This window comes from Streptomyces sp. NPDC001816, assembly GCF_042892235.1.
In the GTDB taxonomy this organism is placed as follows: domain Bacteria; phylum Actinomycetota; class Actinomycetes; order Streptomycetales; family Streptomycetaceae; genus Streptomyces.
The window spans coordinates 39,269-63,545 of the sequence record NZ_JBIATY010000004.1 but is presented as its reverse complement, the minus strand read 5'-3'; the positions used below and the strand labels follow the sequence as shown (position 1 = coordinate 63,545).

General features: G+C 71.6%; 23 protein-coding genes. 17 read left to right on the top strand and 6 right to left on the bottom strand.

Annotated features, from left to right (window positions below; genetic code table 11):
* Nucleotides 1–134 precede the first annotated feature (134 nt).
* The 4 genes from hutU to hutI are packed head-to-tail and all read left to right on the top strand — an operon-like array spanning nucleotide 135 to nucleotide 5,579.
* Nucleotides 135–1,799 carry a urocanate hydratase gene (gene hutU, locus ACFYZZ_RS15810; RefSeq protein WP_389175880.1) on the top strand — a complete coding sequence of 555 codons (1,665 nt, stop codon included), beginning with the start codon at nucleotides 135–137 and terminating at the stop codon, nucleotides 1,797–1,799.
* Entirely contained in the window at nucleotides 1,796–3,016 is a 1,221-nt protein-coding gene (locus tag ACFYZZ_RS15805; protein ID WP_389175878.1) for an allantoate amidohydrolase, read from the top strand. Before hutU ends, ACFYZZ_RS15805 begins: the two co-directional genes overlap by 4 nt.
* Complete coding sequence (locus ACFYZZ_RS15800) at nucleotides 3,013–4,356, top strand: formimidoylglutamate deiminase (protein WP_389175876.1); 1,344 nt, start codon at nucleotides 3,013–3,015, stop codon at nucleotides 4,354–4,356. The genes ACFYZZ_RS15805 and ACFYZZ_RS15800 overlap by 4 nt, the downstream gene beginning before the upstream one ends.
* Before the next feature lie 47 nt (nucleotides 4,357–4,403).
* Nucleotides 4,404–5,579, top strand: a complete 1,176-nt coding sequence (gene hutI, locus ACFYZZ_RS15795) for an imidazolonepropionase (protein WP_389175874.1) — start codon at nucleotides 4,404–4,406, stop codon at nucleotides 5,577–5,579.
* A gap of 21 nt (nucleotides 5,580–5,600) precedes the next feature.
* Here hutI and ACFYZZ_RS15790 read toward each other — a convergent pair whose 3' ends face one another.
* Both ACFYZZ_RS15790 and ACFYZZ_RS15785 read right to left on the bottom strand, forming a co-directional pair.
* On the bottom strand, nucleotides 5,601–7,148 hold the full coding sequence (locus tag ACFYZZ_RS15790) for a ricin-type beta-trefoil lectin domain protein (RefSeq protein ID WP_389175872.1): 1,548 nt from the start codon (nucleotides 7,146–7,148) through the stop codon (nucleotides 5,601–5,603).
* A 190-nt stretch (nucleotides 7,149–7,338) separates the two neighbouring features.
* A complete protein-coding gene (locus ACFYZZ_RS15785) occupies nucleotides 7,339–8,244 on the bottom strand; it encodes an RNA polymerase sigma factor SigF (protein WP_389175870.1) in 906 nt (301 codons plus the stop codon).
* Nucleotides 8,245–8,493: 249 nt separating this feature from the next.
* On the opposite strand from ACFYZZ_RS15785, the gene ACFYZZ_RS15780 reads away from it, so the two are divergent.
* From ACFYZZ_RS15780 to ACFYZZ_RS15755, 6 genes are all read left to right on the top strand, one after another.
* Nucleotides 8,494–8,871, top strand: coding sequence for an STAS domain-containing protein (locus tag ACFYZZ_RS15780; RefSeq protein ID WP_389175868.1), 378 nt, complete (start codon nucleotides 8,494–8,496; stop codon nucleotides 8,869–8,871).
* 231 nt (nucleotides 8,872–9,102) lie between these two features.
* Nucleotides 9,103–9,675, top strand: coding sequence for an ATP-binding protein (locus ACFYZZ_RS15775; protein ID WP_389175866.1), 573 nt, complete (start codon nucleotides 9,103–9,105; stop codon nucleotides 9,673–9,675).
* A 179-nt stretch (nucleotides 9,676–9,854) separates the two neighbouring features.
* Nucleotides 9,855–10,547, top strand: coding sequence for an LPXTG cell wall anchor domain-containing protein (locus ACFYZZ_RS15770; RefSeq protein WP_389175864.1), 693 nt, complete (start codon nucleotides 9,855–9,857; stop codon nucleotides 10,545–10,547).
* A 48-nt stretch (nucleotides 10,548–10,595) separates the two neighbouring features.
* Nucleotides 10,596–11,432 carry a hypothetical protein gene (locus ACFYZZ_RS15765; RefSeq protein WP_389175862.1) on the top strand — a complete coding sequence of 279 codons (837 nt, stop codon included), beginning with the start codon at nucleotides 10,596–10,598 and terminating at the stop codon, nucleotides 11,430–11,432.
* Nucleotides 11,429–12,508, top strand: coding sequence for a hypothetical protein (locus ACFYZZ_RS15760; protein ID WP_389175861.1), 1,080 nt, complete (start codon nucleotides 11,429–11,431; stop codon nucleotides 12,506–12,508). Before ACFYZZ_RS15765 ends, ACFYZZ_RS15760 begins: the two co-directional genes overlap by 4 nt.
* Before the next feature lie 2 nt (nucleotides 12,509–12,510).
* Nucleotides 12,511–13,764, top strand: a complete 1,254-nt coding sequence (locus ACFYZZ_RS15755; RefSeq protein ID WP_389175859.1) for a hypothetical protein — start codon at nucleotides 12,511–12,513, stop codon at nucleotides 13,762–13,764.
* A gap of 70 nt (nucleotides 13,765–13,834) precedes the next feature.
* Here ACFYZZ_RS15755 and ACFYZZ_RS15750 read toward each other — a convergent pair whose 3' ends face one another.
* Nucleotides 13,835–15,340 (bottom strand): peptide MFS transporter, encoded by a 1,506-nt coding sequence (locus ACFYZZ_RS15750; RefSeq protein WP_389175857.1) that lies wholly within the window; start codon nucleotides 15,338–15,340, stop codon nucleotides 13,835–13,837.
* A 493-nt stretch (nucleotides 15,341–15,833) separates the two neighbouring features.
* On the opposite strand from ACFYZZ_RS15750, the gene ACFYZZ_RS15745 reads away from it, so the two are divergent.
* Nucleotides 15,834–16,511: a response regulator transcription factor gene (locus tag ACFYZZ_RS15745; protein ID WP_020940464.1), complete on the top strand. Its 678-nt coding sequence runs from the start codon at nucleotides 15,834–15,836 to the stop codon at nucleotides 16,509–16,511.
* A gap of 182 nt (nucleotides 16,512–16,693) precedes the next feature.
* A complete protein-coding gene (locus tag ACFYZZ_RS15740; RefSeq protein WP_389175855.1) occupies nucleotides 16,694–17,968 on the top strand; it encodes an ATP-binding protein in 1,275 nt (424 codons plus the stop codon).
* Nucleotides 17,969–17,981: 13 nt separating this feature from the next.
* Here ACFYZZ_RS15740 and ACFYZZ_RS15735 read toward each other — a convergent pair whose 3' ends face one another.
* On the bottom strand, nucleotides 17,982–18,485 hold the full coding sequence (locus ACFYZZ_RS15735; protein ID WP_389175853.1) for a GtrA family protein: 504 nt from the start codon (nucleotides 18,483–18,485) through the stop codon (nucleotides 17,982–17,984).
* 182 nt (nucleotides 18,486–18,667) lie between these two features.
* On the opposite strand from ACFYZZ_RS15735, the gene ACFYZZ_RS15730 reads away from it, so the two are divergent.
* The 3 genes from ACFYZZ_RS15730 to ACFYZZ_RS15720 are packed head-to-tail and all read left to right on the top strand — an operon-like array spanning nucleotide 18,668 to nucleotide 21,512.
* The gene (locus ACFYZZ_RS15730) at nucleotides 18,668–19,807 is read left to right on the top strand and encodes a 5-(carboxyamino)imidazole ribonucleotide synthase (RefSeq protein ID WP_389175851.1); all 1,140 of its coding nucleotides are present in this window, start codon (nucleotides 18,668–18,670) and stop codon (nucleotides 19,805–19,807) included.
* Complete coding sequence (purE, locus tag ACFYZZ_RS15725) at nucleotides 19,804–20,328, top strand: 5-(carboxyamino)imidazole ribonucleotide mutase (RefSeq protein WP_389175849.1); 525 nt, start codon at nucleotides 19,804–19,806, stop codon at nucleotides 20,326–20,328. The genes ACFYZZ_RS15730 and purE overlap by 4 nt, the downstream gene beginning before the upstream one ends.
* 5 nt (nucleotides 20,329–20,333) lie before the next feature.
* A complete protein-coding gene (locus ACFYZZ_RS15720) occupies nucleotides 20,334–21,512 on the top strand; it encodes a dipeptidase (RefSeq protein WP_389175847.1) in 1,179 nt (392 codons plus the stop codon).
* A 45-nt stretch (nucleotides 21,513–21,557) separates the two neighbouring features.
* On the opposite strand, the gene ACFYZZ_RS15715 is transcribed toward ACFYZZ_RS15720, so the two are convergent.
* Nucleotides 21,558–21,719, bottom strand: coding sequence for a hypothetical protein (locus tag ACFYZZ_RS15715; RefSeq protein ID WP_389175845.1), 162 nt, complete (start codon nucleotides 21,717–21,719; stop codon nucleotides 21,558–21,560).
* Nucleotides 21,720–22,069: 350 nt separating this feature from the next.
* On the opposite strand from ACFYZZ_RS15715, the gene ACFYZZ_RS15710 reads away from it, so the two are divergent.
* Nucleotides 22,070–23,176 (top strand): dipeptidase, encoded by a 1,107-nt coding sequence (locus tag ACFYZZ_RS15710; protein WP_389175843.1) that lies wholly within the window; start codon nucleotides 22,070–22,072, stop codon nucleotides 23,174–23,176.
* Nucleotides 23,177–23,188: 12 nt separating this feature from the next.
* Here the strand turns inward: ACFYZZ_RS15710 and ACFYZZ_RS15705 are convergent, their stop codons facing one another.
* On the bottom strand, nucleotides 23,189–23,545 hold the full coding sequence (locus ACFYZZ_RS15705; protein WP_389175841.1) for a VOC family protein: 357 nt from the start codon (nucleotides 23,543–23,545) through the stop codon (nucleotides 23,189–23,191).
* Between the two features lie 115 nt (nucleotides 23,546–23,660).
* On the opposite strand from ACFYZZ_RS15705, the gene ACFYZZ_RS15700 reads away from it, so the two are divergent.
* On the top strand, nucleotides 23,661–24,167 hold the full coding sequence (locus ACFYZZ_RS15700) for a CGNR zinc finger domain-containing protein (protein WP_389175839.1): 507 nt from the start codon (nucleotides 23,661–23,663) through the stop codon (nucleotides 24,165–24,167).
* The last annotated feature ends 110 nt before the right edge of the window (nucleotides 24,168–24,277 follow it).

Sequence of the window (24,277 nt, the reverse complement as noted above, 5' to 3'; positions counted from 1 at the left end):
GTCGCCCTGCCCCAGTGTTCGGGTGATTCCAGCCAAACACCCGCGACGCGCTGACGGGGTGCCGCCGATGTATTGACTAGTTCTATTCAGGAAGTCAGGATGTGAATAGAGATAGCAACAGGAGGAGGCAGACGATGTCGGGACCCCGCCCCGTACGAGCACCGCGCGGCACGGAACTGAGTGCCCTGGGATGGCAGCAGGAAGCCGCTCTGCGGATGCTGCAGAACAACCTCGACCCCGAGGTCGCCGAGCACCCCGACAAGCTCGTCGTCTACGGCGGCACCGGCAAGGCCGCCCGTGACTGGCGCTCCTTCGACGCGATGGTGCGCACGCTGCGCACCCTCAAGCAGGACGAGACCATGCTGGTCCAGTCCGGCCGCCCGGTCGGCGTCATGCAGACCCACGAGTGGGCCCCGCGCGTCCTCATCGCCAACTCCAACCTGGTCGGCGACTGGGCCAACTGGGAGGAGTTCCGCCGTCTGGAGGCCCTCGGCCTGACCATGTACGGCCAGATGACCGCCGGTTCCTGGATCTACATCGGCACCCAGGGCATCCTCCAGGGCACCTACGAGACCTTCGCCGCCGTCGCCGCGAAGAAGTTCAACGGCACCCTCGCCGGGACCATCACCCTCACCGCCGGCCTCGGCGGCATGGGCGGCGCCCAGCCGCTCGCCGTGACCATGAACGACGGCGTCGCCATCTGCATCGACTGCGACCCGCGCGCCATCGAGCGCCGCATCGAGCACCGCTACCTGGACGTCAGGGCCGACAACCTCGACCACGCGCTCCAGCTGGCCACCGAGGCCCGTGACCAGCGCAAGCCGCTCTCCATCGGCGTCCTCGGCAACGCCGCCGAGCTGGTCCCGCAGCTGCTCGCGATGAACGCCCCGATCGACATCGTCACCGACCAGACCTCCGCCCACGACCCGCTGTCCTACCTGCCGGTCGGCGTGGACTTCGAGGACATGGCCGACGCCGCCGCCAAGGACCCGGCCGGCTTCACCACGCGAGCCCGTGAGGCGATGGCGAAGCACGTCGAGGCGATGGTCGGCTTCATGGACGCCGGCGCCGAGGTCTTCGACTACGGCAACTCCATCCGCGGCGAGGCCCAGCTGGCCGGCTACGACCGCGCCTTCGCCTTCCCCGGCTTCGTCCCCGCCTACATCCGGCCCCTGTTCTGCGAGGGCAAGGGCCCCTTCCGCTGGGCCGCCCTGTCCGGCGAGGCCTCGGACATCGCCAAGACCGACAAGGCGATCCTGGAGCTCTTCCCGGAGAACGAGTCCCTGCACCGCTGGATCAAGATGGCCGGCGAGCGCGTCCACTTCCAGGGCCTGCCCGCCCGTATCTGCTGGCTCGGCTACGGCGAGCGCGACAAGGCCGGCGAGCGCTTCAACGACATGGTCGCCTCCGGCGAGCTGGCGGCTCCGCTGGCCATCGGCCGCGACCACCTCGACTGCGGCTCCGTCGCCTCCCCGTACCGCGAGACCGAGGCCATGCTCGACGGCTCCGACGCGATCGCCGACTGGCCGCTGCTGAACGCCATGGTCAACGTGGCCTCCGGTGCGTCGTGGGTGTCCATCCACCACGGCGGCGGCGTGGGCATGGGCCGCTCCATCCACGCCGGCCAGGTCACGGTGGCCGACGGCACGAAGCTGGCCGGCGAGAAGATCCGGCGCGTCCTCACCAACGACCCCGGCATGGGTGTCATCCGGCACGTGGACGCCGGCTACGACATCGCGGAGTCGGTCGCGCAGGAGCGCGGGGTCCGGGTGCCTATGCGCGAGGGTGACCAGGCGTGACCTTCCACAGCATGTGGGCGGAGCTGCTGCCGATCGGCCGCAGCTCCGCCTCCGGCGGCTACCGGCGCTACTCCTGGACCGGTGCCGACGCCGAATGCCGGGCCTGGTTCCAGGAGCAGGCCGAGGCGCGCGGGCTGGCCTACGAGGTCGACCGGAACGGGAACCAGTGGGCCTGGCTCGGGGACCCGGCCGCCGGGGACGCCGTCGTCACCGGGTCGCATCTGGACTCGGTGCCGGACGGCGGCGCCTTCGACGGGCCTCTCGGGGTCGTCTCCTCCTTCGCCGCCCTGGACGAGCTACGCGGCAGGAACGTGCGGTTCGCCAAGCCCCTCGCCATCGTCAACTTCGGTGACGAGGAGGGTGCCCGGTTCGGGCTGGCCTGTGTCGGCTCCCGGCTCACCGCGGGGGAGCTGACCGTCGAGCAGGCCCATCGGCTCACCGACGGCGACGGGATCAGCCTCCCCAAGGCCATGGAGGCCGCCGGGTACGACCCCGACGGCATCGGGGCCGACCCGGAGCGGCTGGCCCGCATCGGCGCCTTCGTCGAGCTGCACGTCGAGCAGGGCCGCGCGCTGGACCTGTCCGGCGACCGGGTCGGCATCGCCAGTGCCATCTGGCCGCACGGCCGCTGGCGCTTCGACTTCCGCGGCGAGGCCAACCACGCCGGCACCACCCGGCTGGTCGACCGGCACGACCCGATGCTGTCGTACGCCGAGACCGTGCTGGCCGCCCGCCGGGAGGCCGAACTCGCCGGTGCCGTCGCCACCTTCGGCAAGATCTCCGTCGAGCCGAACGGCGTCAACGCCATCCCCTCCCTGGTGCGCGGCTGGCTCGACTCCCGCGCCGCCGACCAGCAGACCCTGGACACGGTCGTCGGCGGCATCGAGAAGGCCGCCCGGGAGTACGCGGACGCCCACGGCATCGACCTCGACGTCGTCCGGGAGTCCTTCACCCCGGTGGTCGAGTTCGATCATGCGCTCCGTGATGAGCTGGGTCGGATCCTGGGGACGGCGAGCGACCGCCTGAAGGTGCCCGTCCTCGGGACCGGTGCCGGACACGACGCCGGAATCCTCTCCGGGCGCATTCCGACCGCCATGCTGTTCGTACGCAACCCCACCGGCGTCTCGCACTCCCCGGCCGAGTTCGCGGCCGAGGACGACTGCGTGGCCGGGGTGAGCGCGCTCGCCGACGTACTGGAAGGGCTGGCCTGCACGTGACCACACGGACGTACTGGCTGGAGCACGCCTGGCTCGACACCGCCGTCGAGCCGGGCGTGGCCCTGGACATGGACACGGAGGGCGGCCGTATCACCGCCGTCCGCACGGGCGTCGCCACCCCGCCGCCCGGCGCCGAGATCCTGCGCGGACTGACCCTCCCCGGCCTGGCCAACGCCCACTCGCACGCCTTCCACCGGGCGCTGCGCGGCACGGTCCAGGTCGGCTCCGGCACCTTCTGGACCTGGCGCGAGGTGATGTACTCCGTCGCCGACCACCTGACCCCGGACACCTACCACGCCCTCGCCCGCGCGGTGTACGCCGAGATGGCCCTGGCCGGCGTCACCTGTGTCGGCGAGTTCCACTACGTGCACCACGCCCCCGGCGGCAGGCCCTACGCCGACCCCAACGCCATGGGCGAGGCGCTGATCGCGGCAGCCGCCGAGGCCGGCATCCGCATCACCCTGCTGGACACCGCCTACCTCTCCTCCGGCTTCGGCGCGCAACCCGACGCGCACCAGCTGCGCTTCTCCGACGGAGACGCTGAGGCCTGGGCCGAACGCTGTGCAGTTCTCAAGGAGCGGGACCACGCGCGGATCGGCGCTGCGATTCACTCCGTACGGGCCGTGCCCGCGGACCAGTTGGCGACCGTGGCGCGGTGGGCCGGGGAGCGGCGGGCCCCGCTGCACGTGCACCTGTCCGAGCAGACGGCGGAGAACGACGCCTGCCGGGCCGCGCACGGCTGCACCCCCACCCGGCTGCTCGCCGACCACGGCGTCCTCGGGCCGCGCACCACCGGTGTGCACAACACGCACCTCACCGACGAGGACATCGCGCTGCTCGGCGACTCCGGCACCGGCACCTGCATGTGCCCGACGACCGAGCGCGACCTCGCGGACGGCATCGGCCCCGCCGTCGCCCTGCAGCGGGCGGGCTCCCCGCTCTCCCTCGGCTCCGACAGCCACGCCGTCATCGACCTGCTCGAAGAGGCACGTGCGATGGAGCTGAACGAGCGGCTGCGCTCCCGCACCCGGGGCCACTGGACCGCCTCGGCGCTGCTGCGGGCCGCCACCGCCGACGGCCACGCGGCCCTCGGCTGGACGGACGCCGGCACCATCGAACCCGGTGCGCTCGCCGACCTGACGACGATCGCCCTGGACTCGGTCAGGACGGCCGGGCCGCTGCCCAGGCTGGGCGCCGAGACGGCCGTATTCGCGGCGAGCGCGGCTGACGTACGGCACACGATCGTGGGCGGCCGCCATGTCGTACGGGACGGTGTGCACGCGCTCGTGCCCGACGTGCCGTCGGCACTCGCGGAAGCGATCGACGCCCTGCGCGGCTGACCACCGCCGAACCCGCCGAACCCCGACCGGCCACCCCTGAGGACACCATGAGCAGCAGCACCGTCATCACCAACATCGCCACGCTGGTCACCAACGACCCCTCCCTCGGTGACGGCTCCCCCCTCGGTCTGATCCAGGACGCGGCCGTCGTCATCGACGGCGACCGCGTCGCGTGGACCGGTGAATCCAGCAAAGCACCCGCCACTGACAACCGGGTCGACGCGGGCGGCCGGGCGGTGCTGCCTGGCTTCGTGGACTCCCACTCCCACCTGGTCTTCGCCGGCGACCGCACACAGGAGTTCAACGCCCGCATGTCCGGCCGCTCCTACACCGCGGGCGGCATCCGCACCACGGTCGCGGCCACCCGCGCCGCGACCGACGCGGAACTGGAGGCGAACCTCACCCGCTACCTGGACGAGGCGCTCCGCCAGGGCACCACCACCTTCGAGACGAAGTCGGGCTACGGCCTCACGGTCGAGGACGAGTCCCGCGCCCTCGCCATCGCGGCCCGGCACACCGACGAGGTGACGTACCTCGGCGCCCACATCGTCTCCCCGGACTACGCCGACGACCCGGCGGCCTACGTCGCCCTCGTCACCGGCGAGATGCTGGACGCCTGCGCGCCCCACGCCCGCTGGATCGACGTCTTCTGCGAGAAGGGCGCCTTCGACGGCGACCAGGCCCGCACGATCCTGACCGCGGGCAAGGCCAAGGGGCTGCACCCCCGCGTCCACGCGAACCAGCTCTCCTACGGCCCCGGCGTCCAGCTGGCCGTCGAACTGGACGCGGCGAGCGCCGACCACTGCACCCACCTCACGGACGCGGACGTCGACGCCCTCGCGAGCGGCAACACGGTCGCCACGCTGCTGCCCGGCGCCGAGTTCTCCACCCGCGCCGAGTGGCCGAACGCCCGCCGCCTCCTGGACGCGGGCGTGACGGTCGCCCTCTCCACGGACTGCAACCCGGGATCGTCCTTCACCTCGTCCGTGCCCTTCTGCATCGCCCTGGCCGTCCGGGACATGCGGATGACCCCCGACGAGGCGGTCTGGTCGGCCACCGCGGGCGGTGCCGCGGCCCTGCGCCGCACGGACATCGGCCGGCTCACCCCGGGCGCGTACGCGGACCTGACGCTCCTGGACGCCCCGAGCCACGTCCACCTGGCGTACCGGCCTGGTGTGCCGCTGGTCAGCGGGGTCTGGCGCAGGGGCGAGCGGGTCGTGTGAGGGTGCGGGCGGGGGTCGTGTTCAGGCGGCCCCCGCCCGCCACCGCTGCTCCGGACCCCCGTACAGCGGATCCAGCCCCACCCCGCCCCAGTCCTCCGGCGTCACCGCCGTCTCGATGGCGATCGCCGGGCGGATCGTGCCGTCGGGGTCGACGGTGAAGCGGAGGTTCTGGCCGTTGGAGCCGTAGACCGAGTCGCAGCCCCAGATGCCCACGCCGCGGTCGGTCGAGCCGCGGCTGTCCAGGCAGAAGTCGGAGTCGGCGGCCGAGCGGAGGACCCCCAGGTAGGTGTCCAGGCGCCAGCGCTGGGTGGGGGAGTCGGAGCAGCGGGCCGTGATGACGTCGTTGCCCTGGGAGAGATCGCCGTCGCGGATGTCGAGGCAGCGGCCCGTGTCGCGGTTCACCACCTGGGCGTAGGTGCTGCCCGGGGGCGAGAACGAGGGCGTGGGGGACGGACGCGGGGTGCGGCTGGGGCGCGGCGACGGGGTCGGCCGGTGCGAGGACCGCTTCGGGGACGGGGACGCGGACGGGGACTTGGTGGTGCGGGTCGGGGTGGGAGAGGGGGACGGGGTCAGCGAGACCGTCGCCGTCACCGTCACCGGTGGGGGTGTGGGTGTCGCGGCCACCGGCTGCCGGCCGGAGTCGTCCGGTGCGGACAGCAGGAACACCAGCAGCGGGAGCAGGGCCACGCCCAGGGCCGTCGAGGCCAGCAGGTAGCGGCGCCGGGGCGGCCAACTCCCCTGGGCGGCAGGCGGCTCGGGGGCGAGAAGGGGCTCGTCGGGGCGGATGTACGCCGTTCCGTTCCACGGCAGCAGGCCCTCCGCCAGGGTCTGCCTAGGGGCGTCCCGCAGTGCGGTCAGGTCCTCGAACGCGGCCGAGCAGTAAGGGCAGTGGGCCCGGTGGGCGTCCAGGTCGGGGCTGCGGCGAGGCCCGTCCTGCCGTACCGCCTCCTCGATCAGCCGGCGGAAGTCGGCGCAGCGCGGGTCGTCGGAGGCGGCCAGACGGTGTCTCAGGCACGCCTCGGCCAGGGACTTGAGGGCTGGCCGGGTGCAGTGGGCCACGTCCGCGCGGCTCAGACCGAGGAAGGCCGCGGTGCGCTCCACGGGCTCCGCTTCGAGGACGCCGTACCAGATCAGGCCCTGGGTGCGGGACGGGAGCGTCTGGAACGCGGGGAGGAGGGGAGGGGTCGGGCCGTCGGGCAGGCCGCTGGAGTTCAGGACCAGGAGCAGGGCCGGGTCCACCCCCGCGGAGCGTTCGTCGGCCGCCCAGCCGGCGGCCAGTTGCGCGGTGAGGAGCAGGAGTTGGTGGCGCAGCGGGACGCTCGGTTCCCGGCCGCGGGCCGTCTCACGGGCCGCCGTGGCGATGGCCTCCGCCGCCAGCCGGCGTGCGGCGGACTCGCTCGCGGTGCACAGCCGGGCGTAGGCGAGCACCGCCGGGTGGTGCCGGCGGCGCAACTCCTGCAGTGCCGGGTAGGCCGTCGGGGTGGGGGCGCGCAGCAGTTCCGTCAGCCGCGCGTCCGGTGCAGCCGCGTGTTCCGCACCCGCTTCGGCCCGGTCGCCGCCCTGAGCCATCCCGCACACTCCGTCCCCCGAAGCCTTTGACGTACCAGCCAGTTTCAGCCAGTTGAGGGGCCCATCGTGGTGGAGGGGTGCCGTTCGGAAAAGACGTTACCCCGGGTAACCACATAACGGTTCGGGTGCTCGAACACGGCGAAGCGGCCCGGCGCCGTCGGCCGAGCCGCTTCCCACGGGTGACGGAGGGTCACTCCTCCAGGGTCAGCCCCCTGCGCAGCCGCACCAGGGTCCGCGACAGCAGGCGGGAGACGTGCATCTGGGAGATGCCCAGTTCCTCGCCGATCTCCGACTGGGTCATGCCCGCGACGAAGCGAAGGGAGAGGATCTTCCGGTCCCGGGGCGGGAGTTCGGCGATCAGGGGCTTCAACGACTCGACGTACTCGATGCCTGCGAGTCCGTGGTCCTCGTATCCGATGCGGTCCGCGAGCGCGCCCTCGGAGTCGTCCTCCTCGGGCTGGGCGTCCAGGGAGGAGGCGGTGTAGGCGTTCGAGGCGGCCATGCCCTCGACGACCTCGTCGTTGGACAGGCCGAGCCGCTCGGCGAGTTCCCCGACCGTGGGGGCGCGGTCCAGCTTCTGGGCCAGTTCGTCCCCGGCCTTGGCCAGGTCCAGGCGCAGCTCCTGCAGTCGGCGCGGTACGCGCACGGACCACGAGGTGTCGCGGAAGAAGCGCTTGATCTCGCCGATGATGGTCGGCATCGCGAAGGTGGGGAACTCCACGCCGCGAGTGAGTTCGAAGCGGTCGATCGCCTTGATCAGGCCGATGGTGCCGACCTGGACGATGTCCTCCATCGGTTCGCTGCGGGAGCGGAAGCGGGAGGCCGCGAACTTGACGAGCGCGAGGTTCAGTTCGACGAGCGTGTTGCGGACGTACGCGTACTCGTGCGTGCCTTCCTCCAGCGACGCCAGCCGCTCGAAGAGGTTCTTGGACAGGGCCCGCGCGTCGACGGGGTCGACCTCGTCGAAGGGCGGGATATCCGGGAGCCCCGCGAGGGGGTCGTGGGTGTCGACGGGATCGAGGGGGTGATCCAGTTGTTCCCGTGGGGGTGTCGACGTCGCGTTACGGGTAGGCGATTCGTCGAGCCGGGGTGACATGGGTGTCCTCCGTCGTTCTCGGCATATGGCTGCCGAAGCCAATACGTGCACTGCGGTGTGCGGCGCCTCCGAAGCCGGCGTGTAGGGATGTGTGTCCCTACTAGCCCTACCTGCTTCGGCAAGTCGATCGCAAGTACGTTCTGTGGTGATCTGTCCTACTATGTGAGGTTGTTCGGGTGTCGGAGAGTGTGAGGAAGGCGTAGTGTTCGAGGGCGTCAGTAGCAGCCACGACCTCGGGAGAGAGACGGCATGGACCACGGGATGGTCGGCAGCGCACAGTCGGGCCGGCTTCTGGTGGAGGTGCGCGAAGTGGGCTCCAGCGCCGTAGTGACACCGGCGGGTGAGCTCGATCACCACACCGCCGATCTTCTGCGCGAGCCGATCGACGACCTCCTGGGCAAAGGGTTCTCACGCCTCGTGGTGGACTGCTCACGGCTGGAGTTCTGTGACTCCACCGGCTTGAACGTATTGCTCGGAGCCCGGCTGAAGTCGGAGGCCGCCGGTGGCGGAGTACACCTGGCCGGGATGCTCCCGGCGGTCGCCCGGGTGTTCGAGATCACGGGAGCGGGGGCGGTCTTCACCGTCCATGACTCCCTGGAGGCGGCGCTGGCCGGCGAGGCCGACTGAGACCCGTACTCCGGCCGTCCCCTGGTGGGGCCGTGGCCCGGCGTGGCGCGCGTCATGCCCAGGGCGGGGGTGTTCTCCCGGATCCGCCGGGCAGGAGAATGCTGAACGCGTCGGCCGTCGGGGGGGGCGGACCGCCCGGGGAACCGGCGAAACGGCCCCGGCGTGACGTATGAGCTATTGAGTCGTGTGCTTTTGAATCGTGTACTGGTGAATCGGTGAGGTGAAGCGCTGATGAGCACCACCCGGCCTTACTCGCCGGGCGACCGCGGCCCGGAGCCGAGCGGCGCTTCCGGGGCGTCCGAGGGGGGTGCGCCGCAGGACGGCGCGTCCACGGGGGCAGCCGCGCCGTCCGTGTCGTCCGAAGGCGTGCGGGAGACCCCGCGGGAGACCCCGGGGCGGCAGGTCCGCAGGCTGCACCTGGACGGTGAGAGCGGGGTCGTCCCACTCGCCCGCGACTTCGCCCGCCAGGCGCTCTACGTGTGGGGCTGGCTGCCCGCCGCCTCCGCCGACCGGCGGGCCGCCGCCGAGGACGTGCTGCTCGTCGTGTCCGAACTGGTCACCAACGCCTGCCTGCACGCCGAGGGCCCGGAGGAACTGCTCCTCGCCCGCGACGACAAGGTGATCCGGGTGGAGGTGACCGACCGCGGCGCCGGCCAGCCGGCCCCCCGCACCCCGCACCGCGCCGGACGCCCCGGCGGCCACGGCATGTTCATCGTGCAGCGGCTCTGCCTGGACTGGGGCGTCGTCCGCACCCCGGGCCGCTCCGGCAAAACCGTTTGGGCAGAACTAGGAGCCCCTGCCTGAGTGTTCGGGCGGCCGGCCGGACCCGGTCACCTGAGCCTCCGTCTCCACTCGAACCCCCTTTCGCACACGCCGGATCGACACAACTCCGGCGTGTGCTGCGTCTTCCCTCCTCAAGGCCCCCGGCGTACCTTGACGGCCGAATCTGATATGCCGTCAGGAATGAATGGGGTGGACCGACCGTGTCGTACCCGCAACGAACCGCCGCGCTCGTGTCCGCCGCGGCCCTGGCCGGCTCGGCGGTGCTGCTGGCCGCGCCGGCGGCCCACGCCGACGTCGTGGACGTCAACTACCACTGCAAGACGCCGATCGGCGACAAGAGCGCCGTCTCGCCCATCGACATCAAGGGCGTCAAGAGCGGCAACGGCTACAAGATCACCATGTCCTGGCAGAAGGGCGTCTCCTCCAGCCCGGTCGAGCTGGGCAAGGGTGCGATGAAGCCGAGCGCCACCATCAACCTCGGCGGCGCCGGCAGCGGCACCATCCCCGTCACCGGACCGGCCAACGCGGCCGCGATACCCGCCAACACCCCCATCAAGATCAGTGACTTGAGCGGCACCTACACACCGGAGAAGACCGGCAAGGTCACCTTCACGGCGGGCACGCTCACCATCAAGGCGCTCGGTACGACGACCACCTGCACCCCCACCAACAGCCCCAAGCCGTCCCTGACGCTGGACGTGACGGCGGCCGGCGGATCGTCGTCGTCCTCCTCGTCCTCGTCTTCGTCGTCGGGCGGCTCCGGCGGGCACCTTCCGCAGACCGGCCCCGAGGACTCCGCCGTCGCCCTCGGCACCTTCGGCGGAACGGTTCTCCTCGCGGGCGCGGCGGGCGCGTTGTGGCTGACCCGGCGGAACCCGGCCACGCGCCGCTGAACCAGCCGTACGCCGCACAACCGCAGCCTCCGACCGCTGGAGCCGCCCATGCCGTCCGCCGCCGCCCGTGTCCTCGGCCTCGCCCTGTTCCTGCTGCCGGTCTCCGCACCGCACGCGCAAGCCTGGTCCCTCGCGCCCGCCGGTGCCGGACGCCCCTCCTTCTATGCCGAGGGCGCCCCCGGAACGGTCCTGCAGGACACGGTGTCCGTGACCAACCGCGGCCAAAAGCCGCTCACCGTCCAACTGCGCGGCACCGGCGTGCGGATCGCGTTCGCCCGGACCGGGCTGCGCGTCCCGGCGCGCACCCGCGCCGAGGTGCCGTTCACGGTGACCGTGCCGACCGGCGCCGCACCCGGCGACCGCTCCGGCACCATCACCGCCCGGGACGCGGACGGCCGTACGGCGGCCGTCGCGCTCCGGCTGCGCGTGGGGGGCCCGGCCCTGTCCGCGCTGACCGTCGAACATGTGGCGGTGCACGGCGACCGGATCACGTACGAGCTGGTCAACCGCGGTACGACCACCCTCGTACCGAAACTCGCGGTCCACGCGGACGGCCTTTTAGGCCCGGTCCTGGACCGCCCCGCGCGCACCCTGCCGGTCCAGCTGCCCCCGGCCTCCCGCCGCACCCTCAGCGAGCCGTGGCCCGACCGGCCCGCGCTGGACGACGTCGACGTACGGCTGACCGTCACGTCGGCGGGCGGCGCCCACGACACCACGCACACCTCGGCCCGGTTCGTGCCCTGGGGTGCGGTGACCGGGGTCCTCGGGGCGCTGGGGGCGGCGGCCGCACTCGTGGCCGTACGGCGCGGCAGGCGTCGTAGGAGTACCGCCGAGGACGACGAACACGCGGATACGGACGTCGAGTTGACGGGAGCGGTGACGTGAGCGGCAAGGCCCGGATCCCCGTGCTGGCGGTGGTGCTCGCGCTGCTCCTGCTGCCGCTCTCCGTCCCCGTGGCCGCGGCGGACGGGCCCGTCGTGAAGCTGTCCACCTCCCAGGCGGGCACGGGCGGTTCGGTCACCGTCAGCGGGAGCGGCTGGCGGCCGCACACGCTGCTGATGATGCTGATCTGCGGCCGGTCCACCCCGTCCCGGGGCGTGATCGGCGGCACCAACTCCTGCGCCAACGGCGACGGCCGGGCCGTGACCACCGACGCCGGCGGGTCCTTCGCCAGGAAGCTGCCGGTCGCCGAGCCGCCCGTGCCGTGCCCCTGCGTGGTGCACGTCGCCACGGTGACCGGTGCGAAGGCCGAGGCGGACGCCGTGCTCCAGGTCGCCGGGCATCCCGTCGCCCCGCTGCCCGCCGAACCCTCCGGCGGCCGGCTGTCGATCCTCTCCGACACCCGGCTGACGGGCTCCAGCGGCGTGCTCACCTGGTTCGGGGCGCCGCCGAGCCGCACCCTCGTCTTCACCGCGGGCAACATCGGCTCCACCGAGATCAAGAACCCGGTCTTCCGCATCGGCACCGCGCACGGCGTCTTCGCGCCCCAGTGGGACGAGCAGCAGTGGCGGGGCACCCTCGCACCCGGGAAGAAGGCACAGATCAAGCTGCCCGTCGAACTGTCGGCCGGGGCGCACGGCGACTACACCGTCTCCCTCCGGTACGACGGCAAGGTCCTGGCCGAGCAGCCGTGGGGCGTGGGCCGCCCCTGGGGCGTGACGCTGTTCTGGATCCTGCTCTGCCTGGTCGTCCCGGCCGCGCTCTTCCGCATCGGGATGGCCGTCGTGGACCGGGTACGGCCGCGCCGGCCGGGCGGCGTCCGCCACCGGAAGCTCACCCGGCCGGCGCTGCGACTGCCCCGCTCCCGCACCCCCGGGCCCGGGCCTGAGCCCGAACCGACTCCGACCCTGCCGTGGTTCACCCCGGACTCCGCTCCGGGCGGCCCGGCCGGCCGGCTCTCCGCACCGCACGACGACAGCCCGACGAGTCCTACGACTCCCACCACGAAGGGACCCACGTGAGCATGCGAAGGAGAGTCACACCGGCCCGCAGGACGGGCGCCGCCGGCGCCGCACTGGTGCTCTGCTCGGCGGGCGTGCTGCTGGGCGTGGCGGTCACGCCCGCGCAGGCGGCCGAGGTGTCGTTCGCCACCCACTGCGTGCCGCCCGCGGGCATCGACCCGGTCGACGGCACCACGAAGGTCGAGATCACCGCTCCGGCCACGGCCAAGGTGGGCGACACGGTCGACATCGTGTGGAAGTTCGTCCAGGCCGCCTCCAAGAACCCGGACATCATCGACCTGCCCGCCAACTCGGTGCAGCCGTCCGGCGTGCTCAAGGCGGCCGGGGCGCAGGCCGCCGACATCGCCATGCAGGGCCCGCGGGAGAACCCGGCGATCCCCAAGGGCGGCGACATGGTGCTGTCCGACATGAAGGGCACCCTGAAGCTGACGACGGCCGGCGAGGTGACGCTGACTCCGGACGCGTACACGGTCAACGCGATGTCGACGGACACCAAGTGCGCGCCGAAGGAGACCGTGCAGAAGGCGGCGACGATCCAGGTGACGCCGGGGAGCGGAGGCACGTCCAGCTCGTCGCCGACGCAGTCGGCCACGCCGACGAAGAGCGCGACCCCGACTGGCGGCACCGACTTCAAGGGCAAGGAGGTCCAGGTCCCCTACGCCTGCAAGACACCGATCGGCGACAAGAACGCGACCTCGCCGGTGCAGATCAACGCCAGGAAGAACGGCGGTGACTACGACCTCACGGTGCAGTTCAAGAAGTCGGTGATGAACAGCCCCGCCGACATCCCGAAGGACTCCGTGAAGCCGTCGATGGAGGTGGTGCTGGGCGGCGCGGACAAGGGCACCGTGCATGTGGAGGGGCCGACGAACGCGCAGCCCATCAAGTCCGGCGACCCGATCGAGATCCCGGATCTCACCGGCACCTACAAGCCGGGCGCGAGCGGCACCTCGACGCTGGCGCCGGGCGTCCTCACCATCAAGGCTCTGGGTACGACGACGACCTGCACGCCGGAGAAGTCACTGGTCTCCCTCACCCTGGACACCGCCCAGCAGCCGGGCGGCGCCTCGGGCGGCACGTCGACCTCCGGAGGTTCGTCGTCCACCGGCGGCGCCGGCAGCAACGGTGCGGGCGGCCTCGCCGAGACCGGCTCCGGTGACCACGGCGCCCTCAAGGCCCTCGGCCTGGTGGCGGGCACGGCGATCCTGCTGGGCGCCGCGGTGTTCACGTTCATGCCGAAGCGCAGGACGCGGTAGTTCCCGGACAACGGAAGAGGGCCACCGCACCGTCAGGGATGCGGTGGCCCTCCTCAGAGCCTGGGCTACGTCAGTGGACGTCACCCATGAGCTTGTTGACCTTCTTGCGGTACATCCACACCGCGACACCGGCGACCACGGCGAGCACGGCCTCCAGGGTGACGAAGCCCGTCTTGTCGAGGTTCACCCCGCCGATGGCCGGGTTGGACAGCAGCGCGGTGAGCGAGTCGCCCGCGGTGACCGCGAGGAACCAGACGCCCATCATCTGCGAGGCGTACTTCTTCGGCGCCATCTTCGTCGTGACGGACAGACCCACCGGAGACAGCGTCAGCTCACCGATCGTCTGGACGAAGTAGATCGCGACCAGCCACATCGCCGCGGCCTTGTGACCTCCCTCGGCGATCGACAGCGGGGCGAGGAAGAGGAAGAACGACGCACCGATCAGCACCAGGCCGGAGGCGAACTTCACGATCGTGCTCGGCTCCTTGCCGCGCCGGTTCAGCCACAGCCACAGCCAGGCGAAGACGGGCGCCAGGGCCATGATCATGACCGGGTTGACCGACTGGTACCAGGAGACCGGGAACTCCCAGCCGAAGATGGTGTTCTCGGCCTTGCCCTCGGCGAAGAGCGAGAGGGTCGAACCACCCTGGTCGTAGATCATCCAGAAGACGGCGGCGGCCACGAAGAACCAGATGTAGGCCGACACCTTCGAACGCTCGGCCCGGTCGATGTCCTTGTCCCGGAGGATGCGGGAGATGACCACGATCGGCACGATCAGACCGATGAGCGTGAGCGGAATCAGCGCCCAGTTCAGGGTGAAGTGACCGGTGAAGCCCACGACGGCGTAGAAGACGACGGCGATCGCGAGCCAGAGCAGGCCCTTGCGCAGCGTGACGGCCTTCTCCTCGGCGGACATCGGCGTCGGGACGACATTGCTCTTCTCGCTCAGGTGGCGGCCGCCGAGCAGGTACTGGGCCAGACCCAGCGCCATGCCGAGCGCGGCCAGCGCGAAGCCGAAGTGCCAGTTGACGTTCTCACCGACGGTGCCGATGACCAGCGGCGCGGCGAACGCGCCCGCGTTGATGCCGATGTAGAAGATGGTGAAGCCACCGTCACGGCGCGGGTCGTCGGCGCCCCTGTACAGGTGGCCGACCATTGTGGAGATGTTGGCCTTCAGCAGACCCGAGCCGATGGCGACGAGGCCGAGGCCGACGAAGAAGCTGACGCTGGCCGGCAGCGCCAGGCACAGGTGGCCGAGCATGATGATCAGGCCCGCGACCGCGACCGTCTTGCGGGGGCCGAGGAAGCGGTCGGCGACCCAGCCGCCGGGCAGGGCCAGCAGGTACACGAGCGACACGTACACCGAGTAGATCGCGGTCGTCGTGCCCGGGCTCAGGTGCAGGCCGTTCGGGGCCAGCAGGTACAGCGGGAGCAGGGCCCTCATGCCGTAGTAGGAGAATCGCTCCCACATCTCGGTCATGAAGAGAGTGGCCAGTCCGCGGGGGTGGCCGAAGAAGGTCTTCTCGGACCCGGGGGTGCCCGGGTGGACCGAGTCCTTCGTCAGGCTGGACGCCATGGTTGTTCCTTGCTGGTCGGGACGCGGCAGCTGGAGCGTTGCGCGCCCGGTGGGGGTGCGGCCGGCACCGGCGGGGTCGGTCGTCCACCCCCACGCCCAGGGGGAGTCCGCTCCGGATCACGGAGCGGCGGACGGCGACCACCGGGATCCACGCCCTGGACGCGTCACTGCGTCCGGAGCCCGGCCAGAGGTCATTCCTTTCAGGGCTGATCTTCATCAGCCCGCACACAAAAGAGACCTTCAGCGTCATTCCCGCCAAAGGTCCCCGGTGTGCTACAGGCGTTCAGGGGTCACCATACGGCAGGACAGTGCCGGATATGGAAGGACTTGAGACGCGGATCACAGGTGTCGAGGGAACCGTGCAACCTGTTTCGAAGGCGTTATCTACGATCGCACCTCTCGGGCAATGGTTCGTACCAGGGGCCCGGCAAGGTAAGAACTCCCGGAACCGATCACACCCCAGCACTGCGCGCGGGCGGTCTACCATCACCTCATGACCCGTGTACTGCTCGCCGAGGACGACGCGTCCATCTCGGAGCCGCTGGCCCGCGCCCTGCGCCGGGAAGGTTACGAGGTCGAGGTGCGCGAGGACGGCCCCACCGCGCTCGACGCCGGAATGCAGGGCGGCGTCGACCTGGTCGTACTGGACCTCGGCCTGCCCGGCATGGACGGCCTGGAGGTCGCCCGCCGGCTGCGCGCCGACGGCCACACCGTGCCGATCCTCATCCTGACCGCGCGGGCCGACGAGGTGGACACCGTCGTCGGTCTGGACGCGGGCGCCGACGACTACGTGACCAAGCCCTTCCGGCTCGCCGAACTGCTCGCCCGGGTACGGGCCCTGCTGCGCCGCGGCGCCGCGGAGCCGCAGCAGCCGCCGGCCACGCACGGCGTGCGGATCGACGTCGAGTCGCACCGCGCGTGGATGGGCGACGAGGAACTCCAGCTGACGGCGAAGGAGTTCGACCTGCTGCGGGTTCTCGTGCGAGACGCCGGCCGGGTCGTCACGCGGGACCAGTTGATGCGCGAGGTCTGGGACACGACGTGGTGGTCGTCCACCAAGACGTTGGACATGCACATCTCGTGGCTGCGCAAGAAGCTGGGCGACGACGCGGCGAACCCCCGGTACATCGCGACGGTGCGCGGCGTGGGCTTCCGCTTCGAAAAGAGCTGAACGCTGCCGCTGGGGCTTGGCCGACTTCGCGGTCGCGCCGTGGGGCTCCTGCGGGTGAGCGGCTGCCGGTCGTCGTGGGCTGGTCGCGCCCGCGCGGCGGAGCCGCCATATCGACAGGGTCCCGCGTCCCTGAGGGGGTTGCCACACTGGTGTCGTAAAGCCAACCCCCCCGGAGGGCCCCCGTGCGTCGCCGTCTCATCCAGTCCACCCTTGCCGTCGTGCTGGTGGTGATCGCGGTCTTCGGCGTGTCCCTCGTCATCGTCGAGACGCGGACGATCAGCAACAGCGCCCAGGAGCGGGTGGAGTCCGAGGCGGTGCGGCTGGCCAGCATCGTGGACAGCCGCATCCTCGCGGCGGAGAACGTCAACGCCGACGTCCTGCGCAACCCGGTCAGCAAGGAGCAGTACGCCGAGATCCGGGTCCCGGGCCGGCCGGCGATCGAGATCGGCACCAAGCCCCAGGGTGAGGTCATCCGCTCCACGCAAAGGGGCGAGGAGGGCGAGATCGTCACCGTCGAGGAGCCCCGCTCCGCGGTGACCCGCGAGGTCGGCCGGACCCTGCTGATCATCGGCCTGGTGGCGCTGCTGGCGGTGGTCGCCGCCGTCCTGCTCGCCGTGCGCCAGGCCAACCGGCTCGCCTCCCCGCTGACCGACCTCGCCGAGACCGCCGAACGCCTCGGCTCGGGCGATCCGCGCCCGCGGCACAAGCGCTACGGCGTCCCCGAGCTGGACCGGGTCGCCGACGTGCTCGACTCCTCGGCCGAGCGCATCGGCCGGATGCTGACCGCGGAGCGGCGCCTCGCCGCCGACGCCTCCCACCAGCTGCGCACGCCCCTGACCGCGCTGTCCATGCGGCTCGAGGAGATCACCCTCACCGACGACCCGGACACGGTGAAGGAGGAGGCGACGATCGCGCTGGGGCAGGTGGAGCGGCTGACGGACGTGGTGGAGCGGCTGCTGACCAACGCGCGCGACCCGCGCACCGGCTCCGCCGTCTCCTTCGACCTGGACGAGGTCATCCAGCAGCAGCTCGCCGAGTGGCGGCCCGCCTACCGCAGCGTGGGCCGGGCCATCGTCAGCTCCGGAAAGCGGCATCTGCGGGCCGTCGGCACGCCCGGCGCGGTCGCGCAGGTGCTGGCCGCGCTGATCGAGAACTCGCTGATGCACGGTGGCGGAACGGTCGCCCTGCGTACCCGGGTCACCGGCAACCAGGCCGTGGTCGAGGTCACCGACGAGGGACCGGGCGTCCCCGGCGACCTGGGCGCCCGGATCTTCGAGCGCACGATCAGCGGGCGCAACTCGACGGGGATCGGGCTGGCCGTCGCCCGCGACCTCGCGGAGGCCGACGGCGGACGCCTGGAGCTGCTCCAGTCCCAGCCGCCGGTCTTCGGCCTGTTCCTGTCCCGCACGCCCCCGGCCCGCAAGTCGGCGGACGAGGACCAGCCGACGGTCCGCTAGGTCCTGGCGGGCCCTACGGGACGCGCTGCTGGGGTGCGGGCTTTCTCGACTCCTGCTCCAGGATCGATTCCGCACGCGCCACGGTCTCCCGGGCGGGCATCGTGCGGAACACCCAGGTGCGGTACGACCAGAACCGGAACAGGGTGGCGACGCCGATGCCGAGGAACTTGAAGACGTTGCTCTGCAGCGGGCTGTCCCAGCCGAAGCCGTACGTCGCGAGGAAGAGCACGCCGTTCTCGATCACCAGGCCGATCGCGCTGAACATCAGGAACAGCGTGAGTTCCTTGGTGCGGCCGCTCTTGTCGCGGTCCCGGTACGTCCAGTAACGGAAGCCGACGTAGTTGAAGGCGATCGCGACGACGGTCGCGATGATGCTGGCGCGCACCACCGGCAGGCCGGAGAAGTGCCGGACCAGGTTGAACACGCCGAGATTGACAAGGACGCCGGCACCTCCGACAGCGCCGAACTTGGCCACCTCGCGTACGAGCCGTTGCACCCCCGAGGAACGAGGTTCCATGGCTGTGCAGCTCCCGTCGGTAGGTTTCGTCAACCCAGTCATGCTATCCAGGCGACCTGTCCGCCGCCCCCGGACCGGGCCACAGCTTGGGAACGGGTCGGAAAGAGCCGGGAAAGCCCAGGGTAAGAGGCGGTGCGAGGGACGAAATCCGACCCGGTCGGCGTGGCCGATACCCTAGGGGCGTGACGTTCCCGGTAGTCGGCATGGTCGGCGGGGGGCAGCTCGCGCGTATGACGCACGAAGCGGGCATCCCGTTGGGCATCAGGTTCAAGCTTCTCAGTGACACCCCTCAGGATTCTGCGGCGCAGGTCGTCAGTGATGTCGTCATCGGCGACTATCGCGACCTGGACACGCTGCGTGAGTTCGCGCGCGGTTGCGATGTGATCACCTTCGATCACGAACATGTACCCACCGAGCATCTGAAGGCTCTGGAGGCGGACGGCATCGTCATCCGCCCGGGCCTCGACGCGCTCGTGCACGCCCAGGACAAGGGCGTGATGCGGGCGAAGCTCGACGCGATCGGCGTGCCGTGCCCACGGCACCGGATCGTGAGCGACCCGCAGGACGTCGCGGCCTTCGCGGCGGAAGGGGACGGCTTCCCGGTCGTCCTCAAGACCGTCCGCGGCGGCTACGACGGCAAGGGCGTGTGGGTCGTCGACTCCGTCGAGGAGGCCGCCGCACCGTTCAAGGCGGGCGTCCCGGTCCTCGCCGAGGAGAAGGTCGACTTCGTCCGCGAGCTGGCCGCCAACGTCGTGCGCTCTCCGCACGGCCAGGCCGTCGCCTACCCGGTGGTCGAGTCGCAGCAGGTCGACGGCGTCTGCGACACCGTGATCGCGCCCGCGCCCGACCTGGACGAGGAGCTGGCCCTCCAGGCCGAGGAGATGGCGCTGCGCATCGCCAAGGAACTCGGCGTCGTCGGTCACCTCGCCGTCGAGCTGTTCCAGACCAGCGACGGCCGCATACTCGTCAACGAACTGGCGATGCGTCCGCACAACTCGGGCCACTGGACCCAGGACGGCGCGATCACCTCCCAGTTCGCCAACCACGTGCGTGCCGTGCTCGACCTGCCGCTGGGCGACCCGCGCCCGCGCGCCAGGTGGACGGTCATGGCCAACGTCCTCGGCGGCGACTACCCGGACATGTACTCCGCGTACTTGCACTGCATGGCCCGCGACCCCAAGCTCAAGATCCACATGTACGGCAAGGACGTGAAGCCCGGCCGCAAGGTCGGACACGTCAACACCTACGGCGACGACCTGGACGACGTGCTGGAGCGCGCCCGTCACGCAGCCGGCTATCTGAGAGGCACGATCACCGAATGAGCCCCGTTGTTGGCATCGTCATGGGGTCGGACTCCGACTGGCCCGTCATGGAGGCCGCTGCCAAGGCCCTGGACGAGTTCGAGATCGCGTACGAGGTCGACGTCGTCTCCGCGCACCGCATGCCGCGCGAGATGATCACGTACGGCGAGCAGGCCGCCGACCGCGGCCTGAAGGTGATCATCGCCGGTGCCGGCGGCGCCGCCCACCTGCCGGGCATGCTCGCCTCGGTCACCCCGCTGCCGGTCATCGGCGTGCCCGTGCCGCTGAAGTACCTCGACGGCATGGACTCCCTGCTGTCCATCGTGCAGATGCCGGCCGGCGTCCCGGTCGCCACCGTCTCCGTCGCCGGCGCCCGCAACGCCGGTCTGCTCGCGGCCCGCATCCTCGCCGCGCACGACGAGGACCTGCTGCAGAAGATGCGCGACTTCCAGCAGGACCTGAACGACCAGGCCACCGAGAAGGGCAAGCGGCTGCGCACCAAGGTCGAGGGCGCCGCGGGCGGCTTCGGCTTCGGGAAGTGACGCCCGTGACCTCGCTGGACGACGCCCGCGCACTGCTGCGCGAGTTCCCCGTCGTCGACGGGCACAACGACCTGCCGTACGCGCTGCGCAAGCAGGTCCGCTACGACCTCGACGCCCTCGACCTCGCCGCCTCCCAGAGCGCGAGACTGCACACCGACCTGCCGCGGCTGCGCGAGGGCGGGGTCGGCGCCCAGTACTGGTCGGTGTACGTCCCCTCCGACCAGCCGGACGCGGTCCCGGCGACGCTGGAGCAGATCGACGGCGTCCGGCAGATGCTGGCCCGCTACCCCGCGCAGCTGGCCCCGGCCCTGACGGCGGCCGACATGGAGGCGGCCCGCGCGGACGGCCGTATCGCCTCCCTGATGGGCGCCGAGGGCGGCCACTCCATCGGGAACTCCCTGGGCACGCTCCGCGGCCTGTACGCGCTCGGCGTGCGCTACCTGACGCTCACCCACAACGACAACGTGGCCTGGGCGGACTCGGCGACCGACGCACCTAACGTGGGCGGCCTGTCCGCCTTCGGCCGCGAGGTCGTCCGCGAGATGAACCGGCTCGGCATGCTCGTGGACCTCTCCCATGTGGCGGCCACGACCATGCGGGACGCGCTGGACGCCTCGACCGCGCCGGTGATCTTCTCGCACTCCTCCGCCCGCGCCGTCTGCGACCACCCGCGCAACATCCCGGACGACGTCCTGGAGCGGCTGCCCGGCAACGGCGGAATGGCGATGGTGACCTTCGTGCCGAAGTTCGTGCTCCAGGCGGCGGTCGACTGGACGGTCGCGGCCGACGAGAACATGCGCGCGAACGGCTTCCACCACCTCGACACCACCCCCGAGGCGATGAAGATCCACCGCGCCTTCGAGGAGCGGCACCCGCGCCCGGTCGCCACGGTGTCCACGGTCGCGGACCACCTCGACCACATGCGCGAGGTGGCGGGCATCGACCACCTCGGCATCGGCGGCGACTACGACGGCACCGCCTTCACCCCGGACGGCCTCAGCGACGTCTCCGGCTATCCGAACCTGATCGCCGAACTGCTCGACCGCGGCTGGTCCCGGGCCGACCTGGCCAAGCTGACCTGGCAGAACGCGGTGCGGGTGCTGGGCGCGGCGGAGGACGTGGCCCGTGACGTCCAGGCCACGCGCGGCCCGTCCAACGCGACCATCGAGTCGCTGGACGGCTGAGTGACCCTCTCGGTCGTACCGGAAGGTTGCACCGATGTATGACGATCATGTGCCGGTCCGTATCAGCTCCAAGGGCGGCCCCTCCGCCTGGAGCGCGGTCGGGGTGCCGCCGGCCGCCGCGCGGATGAGGGTCCGCCCGGCTCGAGCGAAGCCGAGGAGGCGGACCGGGTCGTCCGGATCCAGGAGCTGTACGCGGCCGGGCTGCACAGGGCGAAGATCCGGTATCTGCTGCCCAGCATGCGCGACCGGGACGGCGGGCCCTCCGCGATCGCCACGCCGCGGCCGGCCGCCGAACCCACCGCCGAACGCGACCGCATCGACCGCATGATCGCCGACCTCGTACTCCCCCTTTCTCGGCTTCGCTCGAGCGGGGGGATCCCCATCGGGAGACCCTCGACGAGGTGATCCGGGCGGCCGGCGACGCGTGATCGGCCGTACCCCCGAACGCCCCACTCACCAGGAAGGATCGCCGCGCCCCGTGCGACCGTGGCGGTACGCCAGCCGCATCAGACGTAGCTCACGACCGACGTAGCTCTCGACGACGTACGGAGCCCGCCATGGCCGACCTCCAGGACGACAGGCCCACCACGACCGAGGTCGGCGGGGACTACGGCCTGCCGGACGACCCGTTCCGCGAGGAGGCGTACGCCCCGGCCGACGAGACGCTGCGGCGGGCGCACTCCCTGCTCGCCGACCACCCCGTCGCCGACGGCTACAGCGGACTGCCCTGGGCCCTGCGCCATCTGCCCTGGTACGACCTGGAGCTGGGCGAGCTGGCCGTCGACACCGACGTACCGCGGATGCGCGAGGGCCATGTGGGCGTCCTGTTCTGGTCGCTGCACCTGCCCGAGGGCCTGGCCGGGGACCGCGCCTTGGGCGCCACCCTGGAACAGCTGGACCTCGTCCACTCGGTGATCGACTCCCATCCGGAGGGACTGCGCCTGGTGCACACCGCCGGGCAGATCATCGACGCCCGCAACTGCGGCCGGGCCGCCGTCGTGCTGGGCCCGGCCGGGGCGCCCGCGCTCGACGACTCCCTGGGCATCCTGCGCGTCCTGCACGCCCTCGGCCTGCGCGTCCTCACCCTGACCGGCACCGCCTGGGCGAGCGACGCGGGGCTCACCCGGTTCGGCGAGGAGGTCATCCGCGAGATGAACCGCCTCGGCGTCCTGGCCGACCTCTCCGGCGCCTCCGACGCCACCGTCGGCCGGGCCACCGCGCTCTCCAAGACCCCGGTGCTGTGCACCCGCTCCGCCGCCCGCGCCCTGCGCCCGCACCCGGCCAACCTGCCCGACGACCTGCTCGCCGAGCTGGGCGCCGCGGGTGGCCTGTGCATGGTGCCGCTGACCGCCGAGCAGACCGGCCCGACCGTACGGGACGTCGCCGACCACCTCGACCACGTCCGCGCGGTCGCCGGCCCCGAGTGCGTCGGCCTGTCCGGCGCCTACGACTCCGGCGCCGCCCACCCCCACGACCTGGCCGACGCCTCCCGCTATCCCCACCTGATCGCCGAGCTGTTCCGCCGCGGCTGGTCCGAGTCCGAGCTGTCCCTGCTGACCTGGGGAAACGTCCAGCGGGTGCTCCGCAGCGCGGACTTCACGGCCCGCGCCGCACAGCACCGCCGGGAGCCGTCCAACGTTCGGATCGCGGAGCTGGACGGCTAGGGCCCGGCCCGCTCAGCAGGCGCAGAGGCAGAAGGGATGTCCGGCCGGGTCCGCGTAGACCCGGAAGCTGCTGCCGCCCTGCTCGGCCAGCGGCTTCGCGCCCAGCTCCAGCACGCCCTTCTCGGCCGCGTCCAGGTCCTCCACCACCAGGTCCAGATGGAGCTGCTGGGAGGCGTCGGCCGCGGGCCACTTCGGCGACACGAACCCGGGCGCGCGCTGGAAGGCCAGCGACTGACCGCCGGGCACGTTCAGATCGACCCAGTCGCCCTCGCCCTCCACCGTGCCGCCCAGCACCCCGGCGTAGAAGCCGGCCAGCGCACGGGGGTCGGGACAGTCCAGGACGACCACACCCAGCTTGGCGAGTGCCATGACTTCCTCCTCGAAGTCGGAGTTACCTTTAAAAGCGTTTAACCAGTAACGCGTTACCTGATGCTCGCGCATCGGCAGTAACGCCGCAACCGCATTCGGGAGGTAACTTGCAGTCATGAGTGAGAGACCGCCCGCGCCCGGAGGCCTGACCCTGGTCGAGTCCCTGGTGAACACGCTGGACATCGAGTCGGGCGCCGACTCGCTCGACACGGTGGACGGACGGGCGCGCCTCGGACTCACCGAGGACGAGCTGCCGCAGGCCCGCGCGCTGCGCGAGTCGCTGCGGGCCACACTGCTCGCCCACGCCGGCCATCCGCCGCACCGCGAGGTCACCCCGCTCGGCGAGCTGCTGGCACACGCGCCCCTGTACGTCGCCGTGGACGACCACGACGGCTCCGCCAGCCTCGCCCCGGCCGACACCGGCCCGCTGCTCTCCCGCGTCGCCGCCGCCGTGGCCGAGGCACTGGTCGCGGGCACCTGGACCCGACTCAAGGCGTGCGAGGCCGAGACCTGCCACTGGGCGTACTACGACCGCAGCCCCGCCGGACGGGGCCGCTGGTGCTCGATGCAGGTGTGCGGGGCGCGCGCCAAGATGCGCCGCTACCGCGCGAAGGAGGCGTGAACCACAGGGAGTTCATCGGCCATGTATGTGTCCGGTGGTGCAGAATGCGGGAAGACGCCGGTTCGGCCGACTGAGCCTCGGCCGAACCGGCGTCCTCGTGGATGCCTCTG